Below are 18,028 nucleotides of genomic sequence, written 5' to 3'. Positions count from 1 at the left end.
ATCGACGGCATGGAAAACACCCTGCTGCAAGCCGCGGCGCTCATTGTTCCCCTCATCATCGCAATCGTCTTTCACGAGGTCGCGCATGGCTGGACCGCGCTGGCGCTGGGCGACCCGACCGCGCGGGAGCAGCGGCGGCTGTCGCTCAACCCGCTGCGTCATGTCGATCCGTTCGGTACGCTCATCCTACCGGGCTTCCTGGCGCTGACGGGCGCGCCGGTGCTGGGCTGGGCAAAGCCGGTGCCGGTCAACGCCTGGCGTCTGCGCAATCCGCGCCGGGGCATGATGGTGGTGGCCGCCGCCGGGCCGCTCAGCAATCTCGTGCTCGCTGCGGTGGGTTCGATCCTGCTCGGCCTGCTGATGCGCTTGTTCGGCGACGCGACCGGGCCGGTGCTGTCGTTCACGGTGATGAGCCTCGGCTTCTTTGTCATGATCAACGTGTTCCTGGCATTCTTCAACCTGCTGCCGATCCCGCCCTTCGACGGTTCGCACATCGTCGAGGGACTGCTGCCCGATGGTCTTGCGCGCCGCTATGCCCGGCTGCGTCCTTACGGGTTTGCGATCATCGTGCTGCTGATCGTTGTGGTGCCCTGGCTGGCGCCCGACCTCGGGCTGGTGCAGCGGGTGGTGCTGCCACCGGTGCTGTGGATGCTCGATCATTACGAGGCGCTGGCGCGCGCGGTTGCCGGGGTTTGAACCGTCGGGCGTTGACATCGCCGCCAGCCTCGCCTTGGGGAAGGGCATGAGCGAAACCCCGAAGACGCCGCATGGCTGGATCATTCTCGACAAGCCGCTGGGCCTCGGCTCGACGCAGGCGGTTGCCGCCGTGAAGCGCAACTTGCGCGAGGCGGGCTATGGCAAGAAGGTCAAGGTCGGCCATGGCGGCACGCTCGATCCGCTGGCGACCGGTATCCTGCCCGTCGCGCTGGGCGAGGCGACCAAGCTGACCGGGCGCATGCTCGATGCCAGCAAGATCTACGCGTTCACCGTGCGCTTCGGCGAGGAGACGGATACGCTGGACCTTGAGGGCAAGGTCATCGCCACCAGCGACGTGCGGCCAGCGCAGGCGGACGTGGAAGCCGTGCTGCCGCGCTTCACCGGCCCGATCGCGCAGGTGCCGCCGATCTATTCCGCGCTCAAGGTCGATGGCGAGCGCGCCTACGATCTGGCGCGCGCCGGGCAGGAAGTGGAACTGAAGTCGCGCAGCGTGACGATCTTCGAATTGAACCTCGAGCGATTCGATGCGGAGGACGGGGCGACCCTGCACGCCCATGTCTCCAAGGGCACGTACATCCGGTCCCTTGCACGCGACATCGCACAGGCCCTTGGAACTTGCGGAACAGTCTCCATGCTACGCCGCGTAAAGGCGGGCCCGTTCGACCTGTCTCACGCGATTTCGCTGGACAAATTGAACGAAATCGGCAAGGGGGCACCGCTTGAACAGATACTCTTGCCACTGGAGGTGGGGCTGGACGACATCCCGGCCATCGACCTTGGTTCGGAGCAGGCAAGAGCGGTCCGACAGGGCCGCGTTCTGACCGGACTGTCTCAGGAAGACGGGCTGCATTGGGCGCGAGAAGGGATCGTTCCCGTCGCGCTGATGGAGCTTTCGGGCGGAGAAGCCCGCGTCGTCAGGGGATTCAATCTATCGGATGTCGCGGAGTAAAGTACTATGTCGGTTACCGCTGAAAAGAAGCAGGACATCATTTCGGACAACGCACGCGTCGCTGGCGACACGGGCAGCCCGGAAGTTCAGGTCGCGATCCTCACCGAGCGCATCCGCAACCTGACCGAGCACTTCAAGGCTCACCACAAGGACAACCACTCGCGTCGCGGTCTGCTGGCCATGGTCAACAAGCGCCGCTCGCTGCTCGACTACCTGAAGAAGAAGGACGTCGCGCGGTACAACGCCCTGATCCAGAAGCTGGGTCTGCGTAAGTAAGACTTAACGGGAAGCGGCCCCTAGCGGGCCGCTTCTTGCATTAGGAGCGTTTTCCAATCGGGTGAGATCTCCCGATGACTCGGAAAACGCGGCAAGACAAAAAGTAAGGGTCCGTCCGCAATCCGGCGGAGGGCCCGGGGGCTCCAAAGCGGCCCCATACCGGACCGGGACGGCATACCCGGCAGTAAACCCCGCCGCGCAATAGGGCCGGTGGGCTGAGGAAAACCTCTTATGTTCGACGTCAAAACCGTAAGCATGGAGTGGGGCGGCAAGACGCTCACTCTCGAAACCGGCCGCGTGGCCCGTCAGGCCGACGGCGCCGTCCTTGCCACCTATGGCGAAACGGTCGTGCTCTGCGCGGTTACCGCCGCCAAGTCGGTGAAGGAAGGCCAGGACTTCTTCCCGCTGACCGTGCACTACCAGGAAAAGTTTTCGGCCGCCGGCCGCATTCCGGGTGGCTTCTTCAAGCGTGAACGCGGCGCCACCGAAAAGGAAACGCTGACCAGCCGCCTGATCGACCGTCCGGTCCGTCCGCTGTTCCCCGAAGGTTTCTACAACGAAATCAACGTCATTGCCCAGGTTCTGAGCTTTGACGGCGAGACCGAGGCCGACATCGTCGCGATGATCGCCGCTTCGGCCGCGCTCACCATCTCGGGTGTGCCCTTTATGGGCCCGATCGGCGCCTGCCGCGTCGGCTTCGTTGACGGCGAATACACGCTGAACCCGAAGCAGACCGCCGCGCTGGCCGACGGCCGCCTCGATCTCGTCGTCGCCGCCACCGGCGATGCCGTGATGATGGTGGAATCGGAAGCCAAGGAGCTGACCGAGGAAGAGATGCTGGGCGCCGTCATGTTCGCGCATGACGAATGCCGCAAGGTCGTGAACCTCGTGATCGACCTCGCCGAGCAGGCTGCCAAGGACCCCTGGGAAATCGACCTGTCGGACAACACCGCCGACATCAAGGCGAAGCTCAAGAAGGCCGTCGGCAAGGACGTCACCGCTGCCTACAAGCTGACCGACAAGTCGGCCCGCGCCAACGCCCTCAACGCCGCGCGCGCCAAGGCGAAGGAAGCGTTCTCGGACGAAACCCCGCAGACGCAGATGGTCGCCATCAAGACCATGAAGAAGCTGGAAGCGGAAATCGTTCGCACCGCCATCCTCAAGGACGGCAAGCGCATCGACGGCCGCAAGCTCGATCAGGTCCGTCCGATCGAATCGATGGTCGGCTTCCTGCCGCGCACCCACGGTTCGGCGCTGTTCACCCGCGGTGAAACGCAGGCGATCTGCACCACCACGCTGGGCACCAAGGACGCCGAGCAGATGATCGACGGCCTCGAAGGCCTGTCGTACTCGTCGTTCATGCTGCACTACAACTTCCCGCCCTACTCGGTGGGCGAAGTGGGCCGCTTCGGCGCCCCGGGCCGCCGCGAGATCGGCCACGGCAAGCTGGCATGGCGCGCGCTGCACCCGGTGCTGCCCGCCAAGGAAGACTTCCCCTACACCATCCGCATCCTCTCGGACATCACCGAGTCGAACGGCTCGTCCTCGATGGCGACGATCTGCGGCGGCTGCCTTTCGATGATGGACGCGGGCGTTCCGCTGGCCCGTCCGGTTTCTGGCATCGCCATGGGCCTGATCCTGGAAGGTGACGAGTTCGCTGTCCTTTCGGACATCCTGGGCGATGAGGATCACCTCGGCGACATGGACTTCAAGGTGGCCGGCACCGAGAACGGCATCACCACGATGCAGATGGACATCAAGATCGCCGGTATCACCAAGGAAATCATGGGCAAGGCGCTGGAGCAGGCGAAGGCCGGCCGCGCGCACATCCTGGGTGAGATGAACAAGGCCCTCGGTTCGGCCCGTACCGAACTGTCGGCCCACGCACCGCGCATCGAGACGATCCAGATCGACAAGTCGAAGATCCGTGACGTCATCGGCACCGGCGGCAAGGTGATCCGCGAGATCGTCGCCGAAACCGGCGCCAAGGTCGACATCGACGACGAAGGCGTGATCAAGATCTCGTCCTCGGACGTGAACCAGATCGAAGCCGCCAAGAAGTGGATCCTCGGCATCGTCGAGGAAGCGGAAGTCGGCAAGATCTACACCGGCAAGGTCGTCAACATCGTCGACTTCGGTGCCTTCGTGAACTTCATGGGTGGCAAGGACGGCCTCGTCCACGTTTCCGAAATGAAGAACGAGCGTGTCGAAAAGCCGACCGACGTCGTCAAGGAAGGCCAGGAAGTCAAGGTCAAGGTCCTCGAGATCGACCCGCGCGGCAAGGTTCGCCTGTCGATGCGCGTCGTCGACCAGGAAACCGGCGCCGAGCTGGAAGACACCCGTCCGGCCCGCGAACCGCGTGAACCGCGCGGCGATCGCGAAGGTGGACGTGGTGGCGACCGCGGCGGTGACCGTCGTGGGCCCCGCCGTGATGGTGGCCGTGGCGGCAACGACCGTGGTCCGCGCGGTGAAGGACGCGGTCCCCGCGGTCCGCGCGGCGGCGACAATGGTGGCGGCGACCCCGACCACATGCCGGCGTTCCTTAAGGAAGACTGATCGCAAGGCGATCAGTGGCCTTTGATGGGCACTGACGGCGAAGCGGTCGGTGCTCCGAGGTCGCTCGGACCATGAAGCGCGCCCGGACTCTTGGAGTTCGGGCGCGTTTTCATGTGCATGCACGGTGCGCTGCCGCTTGTGTGCGGGGGGCGTGACGATATGAACGACGCCTCTGTCCTTCGGGGGAAGGACGATTGGGGTGTGACGGATGAAATTGCGATTTGCGGTAGCCAGCCTGGCGGCGGCTGCCCTGTTCTGTCCTGCGAGCGTGCAAGCAGGGGGGCAAGCAGGGGGGCAAGCAGGGGGGCAAGCAGGGGGGCAGGCCGGGGTATTGACGGGCGCCGCCGCGCCTTTGCCCGGCGATGCGTTCCGGGTCTGTGACGGATACGATCCGCCCAAGGGCAAGGGCGACGGTATCACCACGGGAACGATGCTGTTCGGCCTTGCCGCGAAAGAGCGCGATATCCGCCGAGGGGTGGTGAACGCCGATTCCCGCAAGGCCATCGAGGCGTGCGACGCGGCGCTTGCCGATCCGCTGTTGCTGCCGGCGTTCACGCTCCGGCGCGCGCACCTGATGCAGGCGCGGGCGTTCCATCAGATCGGCGCGGGCGCTTTCGACGAGGCTCTGCGCGCGATCGACGCGGTCGATGCGCTGAAGGGCGAATTCGACCCGATCTACTTCGAGCGGGGGCTGGGCTTGGGCAATCGCCTGCTGCGCGCCTATGTGCTTATCGAAACCGGCCGCACGGGCGAGGCGGGCGCGCTGCTGGACGCCATCGACGCCGAGCGGGCCTATGCGGCCAGCGTGCGGCGCACGACCGAGGTTCTGCGCCACCGGATCGATCCGGATCTCGGGCATCAGCTCGCGCGGATGCGGGCGATGGCGCCGGTCGTTCCCTCGATGGCCCTGATGGCGTTCAAGTATGCGATGCTGGACGGGCGGATCGAACAGGCGGTCGAACTCGGCGCCGGGGTCAGTTTCGCAAAGCCGCAGATGCGCGGCAACTGGACGGCCCAGAATTCCGACGATTCCGCCGATCGGGAGATGCAGCTGGAGGCGATGTACGCCGGATTTTATGCCTATGCGCTGGCGGCATCCGGCAAGACCCGGGAAGCGCGCGCGCATCTTGCTGCCGTCAGGGCAGGGCTGGACGCGGCAATGGCGCCGCCACCGCCCAGCCCTGACGGTCGTCCGCTCTCGAAGTCGGCCCGCAACGCGTTCGAAATGCGGGCGGTGCTTGCCAAAAGCGGCCTTGAGCAGATGGAGGGCTGGGAGAAGATCATCGCCCTTCGCGAGGAAGCGCCGGGCTTGGACCTGCAGGGCCTGCTCGATCGGCTGAAAGCTGCGGGCCCCGAGGCGGGCGTTGTCCTGATCGATCTGGTGGGCCAGCTCGGCCAGGCAAGCCAGGCGGACAAGCGTGCGATCATCGAAGAGATCCGCGCCAGGCACAAGCGCGAGCGCGATCGGGAGTTCGCGACCGACCTTGCGCACCTCGCGCCGATGATGCCGCGCGCCGAGACCGAGGCCACGCAGGTGCGGCTCGGCGACAGCTATTTCCTGACGGGCGAAGGATTTACACTGCGCGGCGACAAGGACGATCCGGGCGACCGGACGGTGCGTTTCACGCACGGGCTCGCCACGTTGCCGACACTGGAAGAGCACGCCATGCTGGCAGCAGCCACGGCGACCAAGGCCAAGGGCTATGACGCGATGCTGGTGCAGAGCCAGCGGGGGCTGGAGCGGACCTTGCACGTCACCGGCTGGGGCAGCAGGCAGGACGTCAATTCGGGGCGCGAGGCGCAGATGCGGGTGCGCATGGTTCACAAGGCGGCGCTGCCTGCGGACATCGCCGGCGCGCAGTGGCGCTTGCTGGATGCCGACACGGTGATCGCCGATCTGGCGACGCTGCCGCGCCGCTGAACCCGGCGCTTGTCGGGATCAGCCGGTGCCGGTCAGGCGCGGCGCCGGGACTTCGTCCCGCTTGCCGCGCCGTTCGGCGACAACCACACGGTTCTTGCCGCCTTGCTTGGCGGCGTAAAGCGCGCAGTCGGCACCGGGGACGACATCCGCGGCTTTGGTCGCGGTCTCCGGCACCGAGGCGATGCCGAATGAGGCGCTGATCGCCACCCCGTGCGCCTCCGAAAGGCTCTCGATCCGTTTGCGCAGGACTTCCGCCTTGCTGGCAGCGTTCTCGAGACTGCACTTGGGAAGGATCAGGACGAGTTCCTCGCCGCCGTAGCGGGCAACGACATCGGACGGACGCAGGGCTCCGACGAGCTGTGCGGCGACGTCGCGCAGAACGGCATCGCCCTTGGCATGGCCGTACTCGTCGTTGACGCGCTTGAAGTTGTCGAGATCGACCATGACCACCGAGGTGGCGGTGCCGGTGCGCTCGGCAAGGCTGATGTAGCGTTCGAGCGCGTCTTCCATGTAGCGGCGGTTGTAGAGCCCGGTCAGCGGATCGCGCAGCGACTGGGTGCGCAGTTTCTCGCGCAGGGCGATGTTGGAAAGCGCGAGCGACATCGAATCGGCCAGGGCGCGGGCGATGCGGTGGATGTCGGTGTTGCCTTCCACGGCATCCGGCGCCGCGCTTGCCAGCATCAGCAGGCCGACCACCTGGCCGCGCGCCATCATCGGTTTTTCGATCGTGGTCCCCGAGCCGACCGCATGCATGCAGTTCAGGGTGCCGTGGGCGGGCGCATTGACGTGGGCCTTGCCGCGCTTGAGCGCCCAGCAGTTGCCGGGCAGCAGGCTGGCGGCGGGCTGGAACGAATCGGAGTGTCCCCAGGACTTGGCAAGGTCCAGGCGGTCGCGCGAATTGTTGAAGACGTAGAGGGCGCCGCCGAATTCCGGCAGCAGGCGCAAGGCCGTGGCCATCAGCACGGCACCGGCGTCGTCGTAGTCCTCGGCGGCCTGGAGCATGTCGGTCATCGCGAACAGCTCCTCGACCTGGCTGTGGGCGTTGCGCGCCTCGTCGACCAGCCGGATGTGGTCATCCAGTTCGGCGACCGCGCGGCGCTCCCTGAGCACCCCCACAAACAGCGTGAAGAGCGAACAGGCGGCGGCGACGGTGGCAAGGGCGCGGGCGGTTTCGCCCTGTGCGAACATGGCGGTGAGGGCGCAGGCGGTGCAGACGGCCTGCGCCAGGTGCAGCGTGAAACGCCGGGCCGAGGGGGGCCTTTCCGTTGGTGACAGGATACTTTCGTGCCGCACGATCGTTCACCCAGGTTCGTTTCAAGGGAGCCTAGGTAGGAGTCGCTAATAAACAGTAACTGTCGAAACGGGATTTTTGGATTACATTTTCGACACTTGCGTATGATGAAGAGTGTCTTGCAAAATACTGATGTTAACCATGTTCAAGTTGCAATGCCTTCGCCCGGATCGTCGAGGCTGGCAATGAACACGCGGTTGCGCCCGGCATCCTTGGCCCGGATCAGCGCTTCGTCGGCGGCGCGCAGGGCGGCGCGCGGGCTGTCGTAGGCGTGGACATCGGCGAGACCCGCGGAGAAGCTGACGCGGCCGAACGGCGTGTCGGTCCAGCGATTGACCAGTTTGCGGGCGGCCATGTCCTCGCGCAGGGCGTCGAGCGTGGCGAACGCTTCGTCCAGGCGTTTGCCGCGCAGCAAGGCGACGAATTCCTCGCCGCCGTGGCGGGCGACATGGCACGTGTCGCTGGAAATCCTGGCGAGTGTCTGGGCGACCGTGCGAAGCACCCGGTCACCGGCATCGTGGCCATGCATGTCGTTGATCCGCTTGAAGTGGTCGATGTCGCAGAAGGCGACGCAAAGCGGCTCGCCGGTGGCATGGCACTCGGCGTGCTGCTCCTTCAGCACGGCTTCGAAGGCGCGGCGGTTGGGCAGGCCGGTGAGGTGATCGATCTCGGCCTCGCGGCGCGCGTCGATCAGGTTCTTCTGCAAGACCTGGGTTTCGCGTTCCGAGCGAGCCAGGGCGCGTTCGATGTCGCGGGTGCGGGTGATCATGTCCTTGGCAAGCGCGGTAAGTTCGAGGATCGTGCGCTGGGCCTCCTCGTCACTGCGCGCCGCGCCGCGCCGGGCCGAGGCGCCGTGGAGGCCGACGTGATCGGCATGGGCCTCGAGCGCGGAGTTGTAGTCGCTGGTGGCGCTGCGTGCGGCGCTGGCGGTGGCGGCGAATTCGCACAGCGTGGCTTCCAGCCGGTGGATCAGAACGTGGATCTGCTCGATGCCGTCGCGGCGGCCGAGTTCGCTGATACGGTCCTCCAGCCAGTAGAGCGTCACCGGTTCGCGCTGGCCGACCCGCTCCGCCACGTCCTTGCCCAGGCAGGGGTCGGCTCCGGTGATGATGTCGTGGGCAGCCTCCAGCGTGAAGGGCGTGATCGGCAGGCGGTGGGTGAGCAGGAAGCGGGCGATGTCTTCCAGCGTCTGGCGCCGCCGCTTGTCGCGCGAGGTTTCGTGGAAGAGCGGCGCCGGGGGCTGGTCCTCGGGCGCATCGACCGGGCGAGAGCCCGCGCCGCCCAGTCCGAACCAGCGGCGCAGGCCGCTGCGGGCCATGGAGGGATCGTAGGCGGTCATCCCATGCGTCAACGGCCGTGAACGCGTAAAATTAAGTCCGGAAAATCCCGGATTCCGCTGGTCGGGACGGGAAGGGGGCTATTGTCCGGGGGCAGGAGCGCGGCGGGCGCTGAGGATCTTCACCGGCGGCTCCAGCATCTGGCCGCGCATCACGCCTTCGCCCTTGGTGGCCGAGCGCGGCGCGTCCCAGATCTTGCGGACGACATCCATGCCCGAGACGACATGGCCGAATGCGGCAAAGCCGGGGCGCAGGTCGGGATTTTCGGACGCAGGGCTGGCGTCGAGCGACAGCACGTCGCCGATCATGATCGTGAAGTCGGCGGTGGCGGTGCCGGGGGCATAACGCGCCATCGAGATCGTGCCCGAGGTGTGGTGCAGGCCGGTCACGTTGGTCGGCTCGTGCGCGACGGGGGCAAGTACCTTGATGCCCTGGAGGCCGCCCTGCAGCAGGCCCGAGGGCTCATCGCCCCAGTCAAGATGCATGGCGCGGTAGAAGGTGGTTCCGTCAAGCTTCTTCGCGTCGACGTACTTCAGGAAATTGGCGGTGGTGAGCGGCGCGTGAGTCTTGTCGAGCGCCAGCAGGATCGTGCCCTGGCTGGTGACCATCGCGACATAGACGTATTCGATCGGCGTTGCCGCCGGGGCAGGGGGCGTGGCCCCTGTGGTCTTGGTCGTGGTCGCTGTTGCGGCCGGTTGCGCCATGGCCGGAGCCACCGCGGCAAGTGTCATGGCCAGCGCGGCGGCCATGACGGGCACGGCAAGACGCCGGTGGAAGCGGGCGCCAGGCCGTGCCGTCGTGGTCATCGGATTAGCGTACCCGCGGTCCGCCGAACGGCAGCGGCGGAGGGGGACGGCGCGCACCGCGCGGCAGCTGGGCCTGATAGGCGCGGCCGCAATGTTCGACGCAATAGGGGAAACCGGGGTTCACCTTCTCGCCGCAGAAGTGGAAGTCCGGTTCGCCCGGGTGGCCCATCGGCCAGCGGCAGACGCGGTCGCTAAGGTCGAGCAGGCTGGTCTTGTCGGCGATTTCCGGGCTCGGCTTGGCCGGAACCAGGCGGCGCGGCGGGGCCGGCGGGATCGGCTGCTGCTGATCACCCGGGCCCTGGCGCAGGAAGCCGCCGGGGCCGACCGAAACGACGCGCGGGCCGGTGGGCGCCGGCGGCGGCGCATCGGCGGCCTGCGGAGCCGAGGGAGCCGGTTCAGGCGCACGCGGCGCCGGGGTCGGTGCGGGGGCTGCCGGGGCTGCGGGTGCGGCGCGCACGACGGGCGGCGCGGCCTGCGGAGCCGGAGCGGGCGCTCGCTCTTCAGCGGGCTTCACCTTTTTCGGTGCGGCAGGGCGCGCCGGCTTCTCGTTCGCCTTTACCGGCGAAGGGCGGGCCTTGAGGCCGAGGCGATGGGCCTTGCCGATCACCGCGTTGCGGCTGACGCCGCCAAGCTCGTCCGCGATCTGGCTGGCGGTGGCACCGCCTTCCCACATCTTGGTCAGCTTATCGATCCGCTCGTCCGTCCAGCTCATTCCTGTTCCATCTCGTTCGTCAGAGGCGATACGCGAGAATCGCCCCGAAATTCCTAGCCACGACTTGCGTTGGGAAGTCGCAGCCGATACTCGCCGCTCCATGGTCGATCAAACGAATTCGTCCGATCTGCAGACCCCAGAGGGCATCGTGCAGCCACGCCACTTCCCGGCAAAGGGAGAACCCCTGATACACCAGGTGAACTGGGAGGGGCTCAAGACCCTTTATATGAAGGAGGTGCGACGCTTCTTCAAGGTCCAGACCCAGACGATCTGGGCACCGGCGATCACCACGCTGCTGTTTCTGGTGATCTTCACGGTGGCGCTGGGCCGCGGCGGGCGTGAAGTGCTGGGCGTCAACTTCGCCACTTTCGTGGCGCCGGGCCTCATCGTCATGGGGATGATGCAGAACGCTTTTGCAAATTCCAGCTTCTCGTTCCTGGCAGGCAAGATCCAGGGCACCATTATCGACTACCTGATGCCGCCGCTGAGCGAAGGCGAACTGATGCTGGCGCTGGTCGGTGCGTCCGTCACTCGCGCGGTGCTGGTCGGCCTTGCGCTTTGTGCCGCCATGCTGCTGTGGCCGGGGGTCGACCTGACCGTGCATCACCCCTGGGCGGTGGTGTGGTTCGGCCTGTGCGGTTCGGTGTTCCTGGCGCTGCTGGGCCTGCTCTCGTCGATCTGGGCTGAGAAGTTCGACCACAACGCCGCCGTCACCAACTTTGTCATCGCCCCGCTCTCGCTGCTGTCGGGTACGTTCTACGTGATCGACAACCTGTCGCCCGCGTTCCAGGCGGTGAGCCGCTTCAACCCGTTCTTCTATGTGATCTCGGGCTTCCGGTTCGGTTTCCTGGGGCAGAGCGACATCGGCAATTCCAACGAGGCCGTGCTGCACAGCGCGATCGGCCTCGGTGTGGTCAATGCCCTGTTCGCCTTTGCGGTCTACCGCGTGCTGCGTTCGGGCTGGAAGCTGAAGGGCTGATTGTCCCGCCCCGAACGGGCAACAAAAAACCCCGGACGCAGGCAGCGTCCGGGGTTTTTTGTTGCCCGTTCGGGATTAGGCCCTAGTGCGCGAGGCCGTGGCGCAGGCGGTAGCGCCCGTTCTTGAAGGCCTCGAACAATTGCGGGAGCGTCGGATGGTCCACCGGGCCGCCCTCGGCATCGCCGGTCAGGTTCTGCTGGCTGACATAGGCGACGTAGCTCGATTCCTCGTTCTCGGCGAGCAGGTGGTAATAAGGCTGGTCACGCTCGGGACGAATGTCTGCGGGGATCGATTCGTACCATTCCTCGCTATTGGCGAAGACCGGATCGATGTCGAAGATGACGCCGCGAAAGTCGTGACTGCGGTGGCGGACGACGTCGCCGATCGCAAAACGCGCCTTTGTCTGGCGCGGTGCGTCGATGATTTTGCCTGCCTGTGGTGAGAAAAACGACGCCCTGTTCATGGACACAATATAGAGGTGGGGGTGGGGGCTCACAAGTTTGCCTGTGGATTGTTCCCCATTTTTTGAAAAAAGAGGGCTTGGCAAGAGCGATTGCGCCAGCTAGAGGCGCGCTTCCCGACCCGATGGAGACCTTCCATCGCTATCGCATCTCTAGCGGAGAGGTGGCAGAGTGGTCGAATGCGCTGCACTCGAAATGCAGTGTACGGGCAACCGTACCGTGGGTTCGAATCCCACCCTCTCCGCCAAGAGCCTTTCCCACAAGTTCCCAGAAGTTCCCCAACCCCTTTACAAAGCGCTGATTTCAGCGGATTTTGCGGGTGGAGTTGTTCCCAGTAATACCCAGGAGTGCGACAGCAATCCGGGGGCATTGTTGGGGCACCGGAACCGGCGAGTGGGGGCATCGGGTGCTAACCGATCAGCAGTGCAAGAATGCGAAGGCGGATGGCAAGGACCTGAAGCTTGCCGACGCACAGGGCTTGCATCTGTACGTGACGAAGTCCGGCTACAAAAGCTGGCGCCTCAAATATCGGTTCGGTGGCAAGGAACGGCGGATCGTCTTTGGGGCTTACCCGGAAATCTCGCTGAAGCTGGCTCGCGAGCTCAAGGACGATGCGCGCCGGGATCTGCGCGAGGGACGCGATCCGGGGGACGAGTACAAGCGCAGATCTGCACGTCGAACGACGGCCCCGGACGAATCGACGGCGTTCAAGGTGATGGCGCTGCGCTGGCACGAGCTCCAGAAGCCTTTGTGGAAGCCGGTGCACTTCAACGACGTGCTGCTCAGTTTGGAGCGGGAAGTGTTCCCTGTGATCGGGCACATACCGATCGGCGATATTCGTGCGCCGCAGATTCGCGAATTGCTCCAGGCCGTCCAGGCCAAGGGTGCAATCGAATCGGCGCATCGCCTTCGGCAGCGGATTTCGGCGATCTTCAGGTATGCAATCGCGCACGACCTGGCCGAGAGCGATCCGGCGTCAGCGATCAGCGATGCGCTTCAGCCCGTGGTCAAGGGAAAGCAACCGGCGCTGCTGAAGCTGAAAGCCTGCAAGGGCTTCATTCGGGCGTTCGAGCAGGAACCCGGCCATCCTCAGACGAAGCTGGCCTCGCGGCTCTTGGCACTGACGGCCGCCCGGCCGGGGACAGTGCATATGGCCGAACTGGACGAGTTCGAGGACCTGGACGGCGAATCGCCGATCTGGCGGATACCGGCGCAGAAGATGAAGCTCTCGCGGGCGAAGTCCGAGCGCGAGGAATTCGAGTTCATCATTCCGCTGTCTCGGCAGGCAGTGGAGACGGTCAAAGTCTCGGCCGAGTTCGCCGGCAATCGGAAGTTCTTGTTTCCGTCTGCCAGACATTCGCATCGGCCGCTGACCGAGAACACGTTGAATGTCGCGTACCGGCGCTTGCCGCTGTTCGCCGGCCGGCATGTTCCGCACGGGTGGCGGTCCAGCTTTTCCACGATCATGAACGAGCGTGCCGTCGATCTCGATCGGCCGGCAGACCGGGCGATCATCGATCTGATGCTCGCGCATCAGCGCGAAGGGGTAGAGGCTACCTACAACCGAGCGGCCTACATGGTTCGCCGGCGCGAGCTCGCGCAGGAGTGGGCGGATTTGCTCATGGACGGAATGCAGCCAGCCGCGGTGCTGATCGATATCAAGCGCCGCGTGCGCTGACGCAGGGCGGCCGCGCATGACGGCCGCCACCACTCCCCGGCACGACGCGTCGCCGTTTGGCCTGGTCGCCGCCCGCGTAGCCAAGACAACGCTTTGTAGGAAGGCGCGCGCCCTGCTCGAGCGGGGCGACAGTCCACGTTCCGGCGAAAGGGTCTGGCGCAACTCGTACACCGAAGGAACGATCGAGGATCGGGTTTGGAAGCCGATTCACGACGGGTCGAAGCGCGGAGGCAAGCGCTGGACCAAAGCGCTGCTCAAGGCGGCGAAGGATTTCGAGAACCGCACGCGCCGTGAGCGCCGTGAAAAGGAGCCCGGCGTGCGCAACGGCGCGCTGGGCGAAGTCGGCGTTGCCGTGCTCGAGTATCTCTATGACCTGGTCGACTACGCCACCGGGCGGCTTGAGCCTTCGATCCAACGCATCGCCGATGACATCGGCCGCTCCTACTCGGCCGTCCACGAAGGGCTATGCCGTTTGCGCAAGGAAGGCTTCATCCATTGGATGCGGCGCTCGCGTCCGGTCGACAATCCGGAGCCCGGTGGTCAGCAGGTAGAACAGATACAGAACGCCTATGCGCTGCTGATCCCGCACGGCATGAAGTCGTGGTTGGCGTCGTTGCTCAGGAAGGCGCCTACGCCGGCCTGTGAAGAGGATCGCCGTAAAAGCGACAAGGAAGCCTACGAGGCGATGCTCGCGTGCCTGACGACGGAGGAGCGCCACGTGACGACCTGGAACGGCGACAGGCTTCTGGGTGAGACGCTGCGGAGCCTCGCGGCCTCCCTCGACGCGCGTGATTTCCGCAGGGGCGAATCTTCCACCAACGGAGAGACCGTGGGATCATACTGATCCAATGACGAATTAGGGCGCATCGGCGCCCTAATGCTCCGGCTTCGCCTCGGTTTGTTCCGTCCCCCGAGGCCTCTAGGTCATATCCGTATCTACACCTAGCGCCGGCCGCACCGGCGCGTGAGGGCGGCTGCGCCGCCCAGGGGTGTCCAGGGGGCCGGGAGCGAAAGCCGTGCCATTCTGCGACCTGGCCCCGGCACCTACTGGCGCTCTGTCAAACGGGCGCGAAATTGCTGATGATCAACTCGTTCACGCGCTTTGCGCCGCCGGTCGAGGCGGTCGACAGGGACCACGTCGTCTCGATGTCCTTGATGTCGAAGGCCGAGAAGATCTCCCGCACTTCAGGCGTATCGTTGATCGAGAGAAGGAACTTGCCGCGCGCGGCGCCGAGGATCGCGGCCAGGCGTTCGAAGTCGGCACGATCGAATGCGCCGGCGCCGTAGTCGGTCTCGCAGCCAAAGTAGGGCGGATCGAGATAGAATAGGGTGCCCGGCCGATCGTAGCGCGGAATGAACTTCTCATAAGGCAACTGCTCGATCACAACGCCGGCGAGCCGCTCATGGATTTCGGCGAGGAGCGGCTCGAGCTTGTTAAGGTTGAAGCGCGCGCCATTGGCCGCGTCCACGCCGAAGGTCCGGCCCACGATTTTGCCGCCGAATGCCAAGCGTTGAAGGTACAGGAACCGCGCAGCGCGTTGGAGATCCGTCATGCGATCGGGGTCCATCCCACGCAGCCGCTCGAATTCGGCGCGGCTTGAAACACGCCACTTCAGCATGTCGATGAAATACGGGTAGTGCTCCTGCAGCACACGGAAGAAACTCGCGACATCGCCCGAGATGTCATTGATGACCTCGGCCTTCGGCCGCCTGGACCGGCGCAGGAAGATCCCGCCCATTCCGACGAACGGCTCGGCGTAGGTTTCGTGCGCAGTGCGATCGATCTGGGCGCAGATTCGGCGGGCGAGATTGCGCTTGCCACCTTGATAACCAGCTGCCGGGGAAACTGGTTTAACACTCTGTATTGACATGATTTTTGTATTGGTATCCAAGACCCCGCCCGCGAGCGGGTGCGGGGCGGCCGGTAGGCCAGCTGTGTCGTGGCGAGCCAATACTCGTCGGTGACCGGGGTGCATCCCGGAAACCCCCGCCCTCCGCCGGAGTGGCGAAAACCGGACGAGGGTGATGGAGAAGGGCGCAGAGCGCAGAGCGCAGAGCGCAGAGCGCAGAGCGCAGAGCGCTTGATTATGCGGTCAGGAGATCGCCCCACGTATCGAACAGCGCTCGGCGGCGGCCGAGCAGTTGCGCGCGGTTGTATGCGGCTTCGACCTTGTCCTTGGGTGTGTGGGCGAGCGCCCGGTCGATATCACTCGCGGCGTCCGGGCCCAGCGTTTCGTTGAGGATCGTCGAAAAGCTCGATCGCCAGCCGTGGGGCACATGCCGGCCAGAAAAGCCGGCGCGATCGTACAGGGCGCCGATCGCGCTTTCGCCGATCGGCTTGCCCCGATCGCGACCAGGGAAAACGAGCTCATCGGGACAGGAGGAAAGGGCATCATACCCGAACTCGTGCGCGGCCAGACGTAGTACAGCGATTGCCGCGCGTGAGAGGGGCACCGCATGGGCGAAACGATCATCGCCTTTTTTCGAGCGCTTGAGCTTCATACGTGCTGCCGGCACGCGCCACAGCGGCTCGGCGCCGTCCAACTGCTCCACTTCGCTCCAGCGCATGCCGCGCACCGCCTCGAGGCGAACGGCGGTGAGTGCGAGGAAACGTGAGGCGAGGCGCGTGCTGGCCCGTCCGGCCTGCCGATCGGCTGCGTTGAGCAGGTCTCGGCACTCTGTGGCTGTGGTGAGCGCCGGCTGCGGCCGGACCGGGCGCGCGGCAGTCATGGCGCGGCCGACGTGAAGCGCAGGATCTTTGTCGGTCAGGCCATTGGCGATGCCATAGCCGAAGATGGCAGATAGGCGCTGGCGCTGGCGGCGGGCCGTTTCGATCCGGCCACGTTCTTCCACCTGGCGAAGTACTTCGAGGATTTCGGGCGGCTCGATTGATGCGATCGGCCGCGCGCCGATCGCCGGAAAGATGTCGCGTAATAGGCTGGCAATGACGTCGGCCCCGTGCGCCGGCGACCAATTGTTCTCGTTATGTCGATACCAAGCGCGCGCGACCTGCTCGAAAGTGTCGAGTTTTTCCTCGGCCACAGACGGATCTACACCTAGGCGGATCTTTACCTTGGCCTCGTCTCGGCGCTGGCGGGCTTGAGCGAGCGAGATCTCGGGAAAGCGGCCGATCACCAGAAGCTTTTCCCTGCCTTGGAACCGGTACTTCAAGCGCCAAGACTTCGTTCCTTTGGGGGTGACGAAGAGGAAGAGGCTGCCGGTGTCGGCCATCTTGTAAGCGCGCGGTCGCGCGGCAGCGGCTTTCACCACACCATTGGTCAGCATGAATTTTCCTTAGGGATGCGGTCGTGCGCGAGTGGTAAAAATATATGCTGTTAGCATATTATTTAATTGACGCTGTCTGGGTTGTAAGTTATACGTTCACGGCATATACAGGAGGGCCGCCGTATGAAGATTGGATTCGCAGATAAGAGGCTAAAAGAGCTGAGTCGCACAGGGCCAGGAGAGCCAAGCAAGTACTTTCAGCCCAAGGTCGCATTGACGATCCATATGAGGCTGACGGTGCTCAGTGCGGCTAATGATCTGGCCCAAGTTGCCTCTGCCAATCCGTCATGGAGGGTTCACGCCTGGAATGGGCGGAAGAATTATTGGAGTATAGACATCACTGGGAACACTCGGCTCCTGTTTGACTACGATAAGAAGGCAAAGGAGATCGCCAACATGATTTACGATGACCCGCACTAGGACGAAGTGAGGTTGCGATCCGCATCATCGCAAACCTGCTCAGTAACTATTCGTTGGAAACGTAACATGGCCACCACATCGACCGCGGAGAAGCACGACTTCATTGAAGAAAATGAGTTCCTGACGGATTATTTTCCCGTCCATCCGGGCATCATCTTGAAGCTCGACGTATTGCCGGCACGCAAAGTCACCGGAAGGGCCCTCGCGGCTGCTATCCGTGCGACGCAGCCTAGCATTGCGAAGGTTCTCAACGGTAAGGGGCCGGTCACGCCGAACCTTGCCGCTCGTATTGAAGCAGCAATTGGCTATCCTGCAGATCTGCTTTGTAGCATGCAGGTCAATTATGACTTGGCCGAGGTTCGGCGCGAAAACGCCGAGCGGCTGAAGGATATCCCCCGCATCGCGGTTCTGGCTTAGCCTTCAGCTTCGCTGGAACTCTTCTGTATATCGTTGTGGCGGCCGTCATTAATTTGGCGGCCGTTCTTCGTATGAGGGCGGATGATCCCTCCGCCGTGCAGGACAGGAAACCGGCGGAATTACACGGGTTTTGGCTGGCTTGCTGTTGGGTGATACCCCAAATCAATACCCCCGTTATTGCGTCTTTGGCCATGCCTCGGTCGCTCGAAAATGCCTTGCCGCG

The 18,028-nt window shown here is 64.6% G+C and carries 17 protein-coding genes and 1 tRNA gene; 11 read left to right on the top strand and 7 right to left on the bottom strand.

Features of this window, described 5'->3' with window-relative positions; genetic code table 11:
* The first annotated feature begins 9 nt into the window (after positions 1–9).
* From CA833_RS02670 to CA833_RS02650, 5 genes are all read left to right on the top strand, one after another.
* A complete protein-coding gene (locus CA833_RS02670; protein ID WP_207079166.1) occupies positions 10–696 on the top strand; it encodes a site-2 protease family protein in 687 nt (228 codons plus the stop codon).
* Positions 697–742: 46 nt separating this feature from the next.
* Positions 743–1,666: a tRNA pseudouridine(55) synthase TruB gene (gene truB / locus CA833_RS02665; RefSeq protein WP_207079165.1), complete on the top strand. Its 924-nt coding sequence runs from the start codon at positions 743–745 to the stop codon at positions 1,664–1,666.
* A gap of 6 nt (positions 1,667–1,672) precedes the next feature.
* Complete coding sequence (gene rpsO / locus CA833_RS02660) at positions 1,673–1,942, top strand: 30S ribosomal protein S15 (protein ID WP_021232261.1); 270 nt, start codon at positions 1,673–1,675, stop codon at positions 1,940–1,942.
* A gap of 231 nt (positions 1,943–2,173) precedes the next feature.
* A complete protein-coding gene (gene pnp, locus CA833_RS02655; protein ID WP_207079164.1) occupies positions 2,174–4,498 on the top strand; it encodes a polyribonucleotide nucleotidyltransferase in 2,325 nt (774 codons plus the stop codon).
* A 331-nt stretch (positions 4,499–4,829) separates the two neighbouring features.
* Positions 4,830–6,419, top strand: coding sequence for a hypothetical protein (locus CA833_RS02650; RefSeq protein ID WP_207079163.1), 1,590 nt, complete (start codon positions 4,830–4,832; stop codon positions 6,417–6,419).
* An 18-nt stretch (positions 6,420–6,437) separates the two neighbouring features.
* On the opposite strand, the gene CA833_RS02645 is transcribed toward CA833_RS02650, so the two are convergent.
* From CA833_RS02645 to CA833_RS02630, 4 genes are all read right to left on the bottom strand, one after another.
* Positions 6,438–7,712 carry a GGDEF domain-containing protein gene (locus tag CA833_RS02645; protein ID WP_207079162.1) on the bottom strand — a complete coding sequence of 425 codons (1,275 nt, stop codon included), beginning with the start codon at positions 7,710–7,712 and terminating at the stop codon, positions 6,438–6,440.
* Between the two features lie 143 nt (positions 7,713–7,855).
* The gene (locus CA833_RS02640; protein WP_207079161.1) at positions 7,856–9,049 is read right to left on the bottom strand and encodes a diguanylate cyclase; all 1,194 of its coding nucleotides are present in this window, start codon (positions 9,047–9,049) and stop codon (positions 7,856–7,858) included.
* A 78-nt stretch (positions 9,050–9,127) separates the two neighbouring features.
* Entirely contained in the window at positions 9,128–9,853 is a 726-nt protein-coding gene (locus tag CA833_RS02635) for a peptidylprolyl isomerase (protein WP_242526233.1), read from the bottom strand.
* A 4-nt stretch (positions 9,854–9,857) separates the two neighbouring features.
* Positions 9,858–10,565, bottom strand: coding sequence for a GcrA family cell cycle regulator (locus CA833_RS02630; protein WP_142632400.1), 708 nt, complete (start codon positions 10,563–10,565; stop codon positions 9,858–9,860).
* Positions 10,566–10,665: 100 nt separating this feature from the next.
* Between CA833_RS02630 and CA833_RS02625 the strand changes: the two genes are divergently transcribed.
* The gene (locus CA833_RS02625; RefSeq protein WP_142632401.1) at positions 10,666–11,544 is read left to right on the top strand and encodes an ABC transporter permease; all 879 of its coding nucleotides are present in this window, start codon (positions 10,666–10,668) and stop codon (positions 11,542–11,544) included.
* A gap of 82 nt (positions 11,545–11,626) precedes the next feature.
* On the opposite strand, the gene hspQ is transcribed toward CA833_RS02625, so the two are convergent.
* A complete protein-coding gene (hspQ, locus tag CA833_RS02620) occupies positions 11,627–12,007 on the bottom strand; it encodes a heat shock protein HspQ (protein WP_207079160.1) in 381 nt (126 codons plus the stop codon).
* Positions 12,008–12,162: 155 nt separating this feature from the next.
* On the opposite strand from hspQ, the gene CA833_RS02615 reads away from it, so the two are divergent.
* From CA833_RS02615 to CA833_RS02605, 3 genes are all read left to right on the top strand, one after another.
* A tRNA-Ser gene (locus CA833_RS02615) sits at positions 12,163–12,252 on the top strand.
* A 159-nt stretch (positions 12,253–12,411) separates the two neighbouring features.
* Entirely contained in the window at positions 12,412–13,683 is a 1,272-nt protein-coding gene (locus tag CA833_RS02610) for an integrase arm-type DNA-binding domain-containing protein (RefSeq protein ID WP_207079159.1), read from the top strand.
* Between the two features lie 16 nt (positions 13,684–13,699).
* Complete coding sequence (locus CA833_RS02605; RefSeq protein WP_207079158.1) at positions 13,700–14,527, top strand: hypothetical protein; 828 nt, start codon at positions 13,700–13,702, stop codon at positions 14,525–14,527.
* A 214-nt stretch (positions 14,528–14,741) separates the two neighbouring features.
* Here CA833_RS02605 and CA833_RS02600 read toward each other — a convergent pair whose 3' ends face one another.
* Positions 14,742–15,554 (bottom strand): DNA adenine methylase, encoded by an 813-nt coding sequence (locus CA833_RS02600; protein WP_207079914.1) that lies wholly within the window; start codon positions 15,552–15,554, stop codon positions 14,742–14,744.
* Positions 15,555–15,768: 214 nt separating this feature from the next.
* Positions 15,769–16,968, bottom strand: coding sequence for an integrase arm-type DNA-binding domain-containing protein (locus CA833_RS02595; RefSeq protein WP_207079157.1), 1,200 nt, complete (start codon positions 16,966–16,968; stop codon positions 15,769–15,771).
* A gap of 123 nt (positions 16,969–17,091) precedes the next feature.
* Between CA833_RS02595 and CA833_RS27265 the strand changes: the two genes are divergently transcribed.
* Positions 17,092–17,388 carry a type II toxin-antitoxin system RelE/ParE family toxin gene (locus tag CA833_RS27265; protein ID WP_207079156.1) on the top strand — a complete coding sequence of 99 codons (297 nt, stop codon included), beginning with the start codon at positions 17,092–17,094 and terminating at the stop codon, positions 17,386–17,388.
* A gap of 66 nt (positions 17,389–17,454) precedes the next feature.
* Positions 17,455–17,805 (top strand): HigA family addiction module antitoxin, encoded by a 351-nt coding sequence (locus tag CA833_RS02585; RefSeq protein WP_207079155.1) that lies wholly within the window; start codon positions 17,455–17,457, stop codon positions 17,803–17,805.
* Positions 17,806–18,028: the final 223 nt, after the last annotated feature.

It is taken from the genome of Novosphingobium sp. KA1, from assembly GCF_017309955.1.
Classification (GTDB): Bacteria; Pseudomonadota; Alphaproteobacteria; order Sphingomonadales; family Sphingomonadaceae; genus Novosphingobium.
The sequence above is the reverse complement of the archived record's forward strand: the minus strand, read 5'-3'. Positions and strand labels throughout refer to the sequence as shown.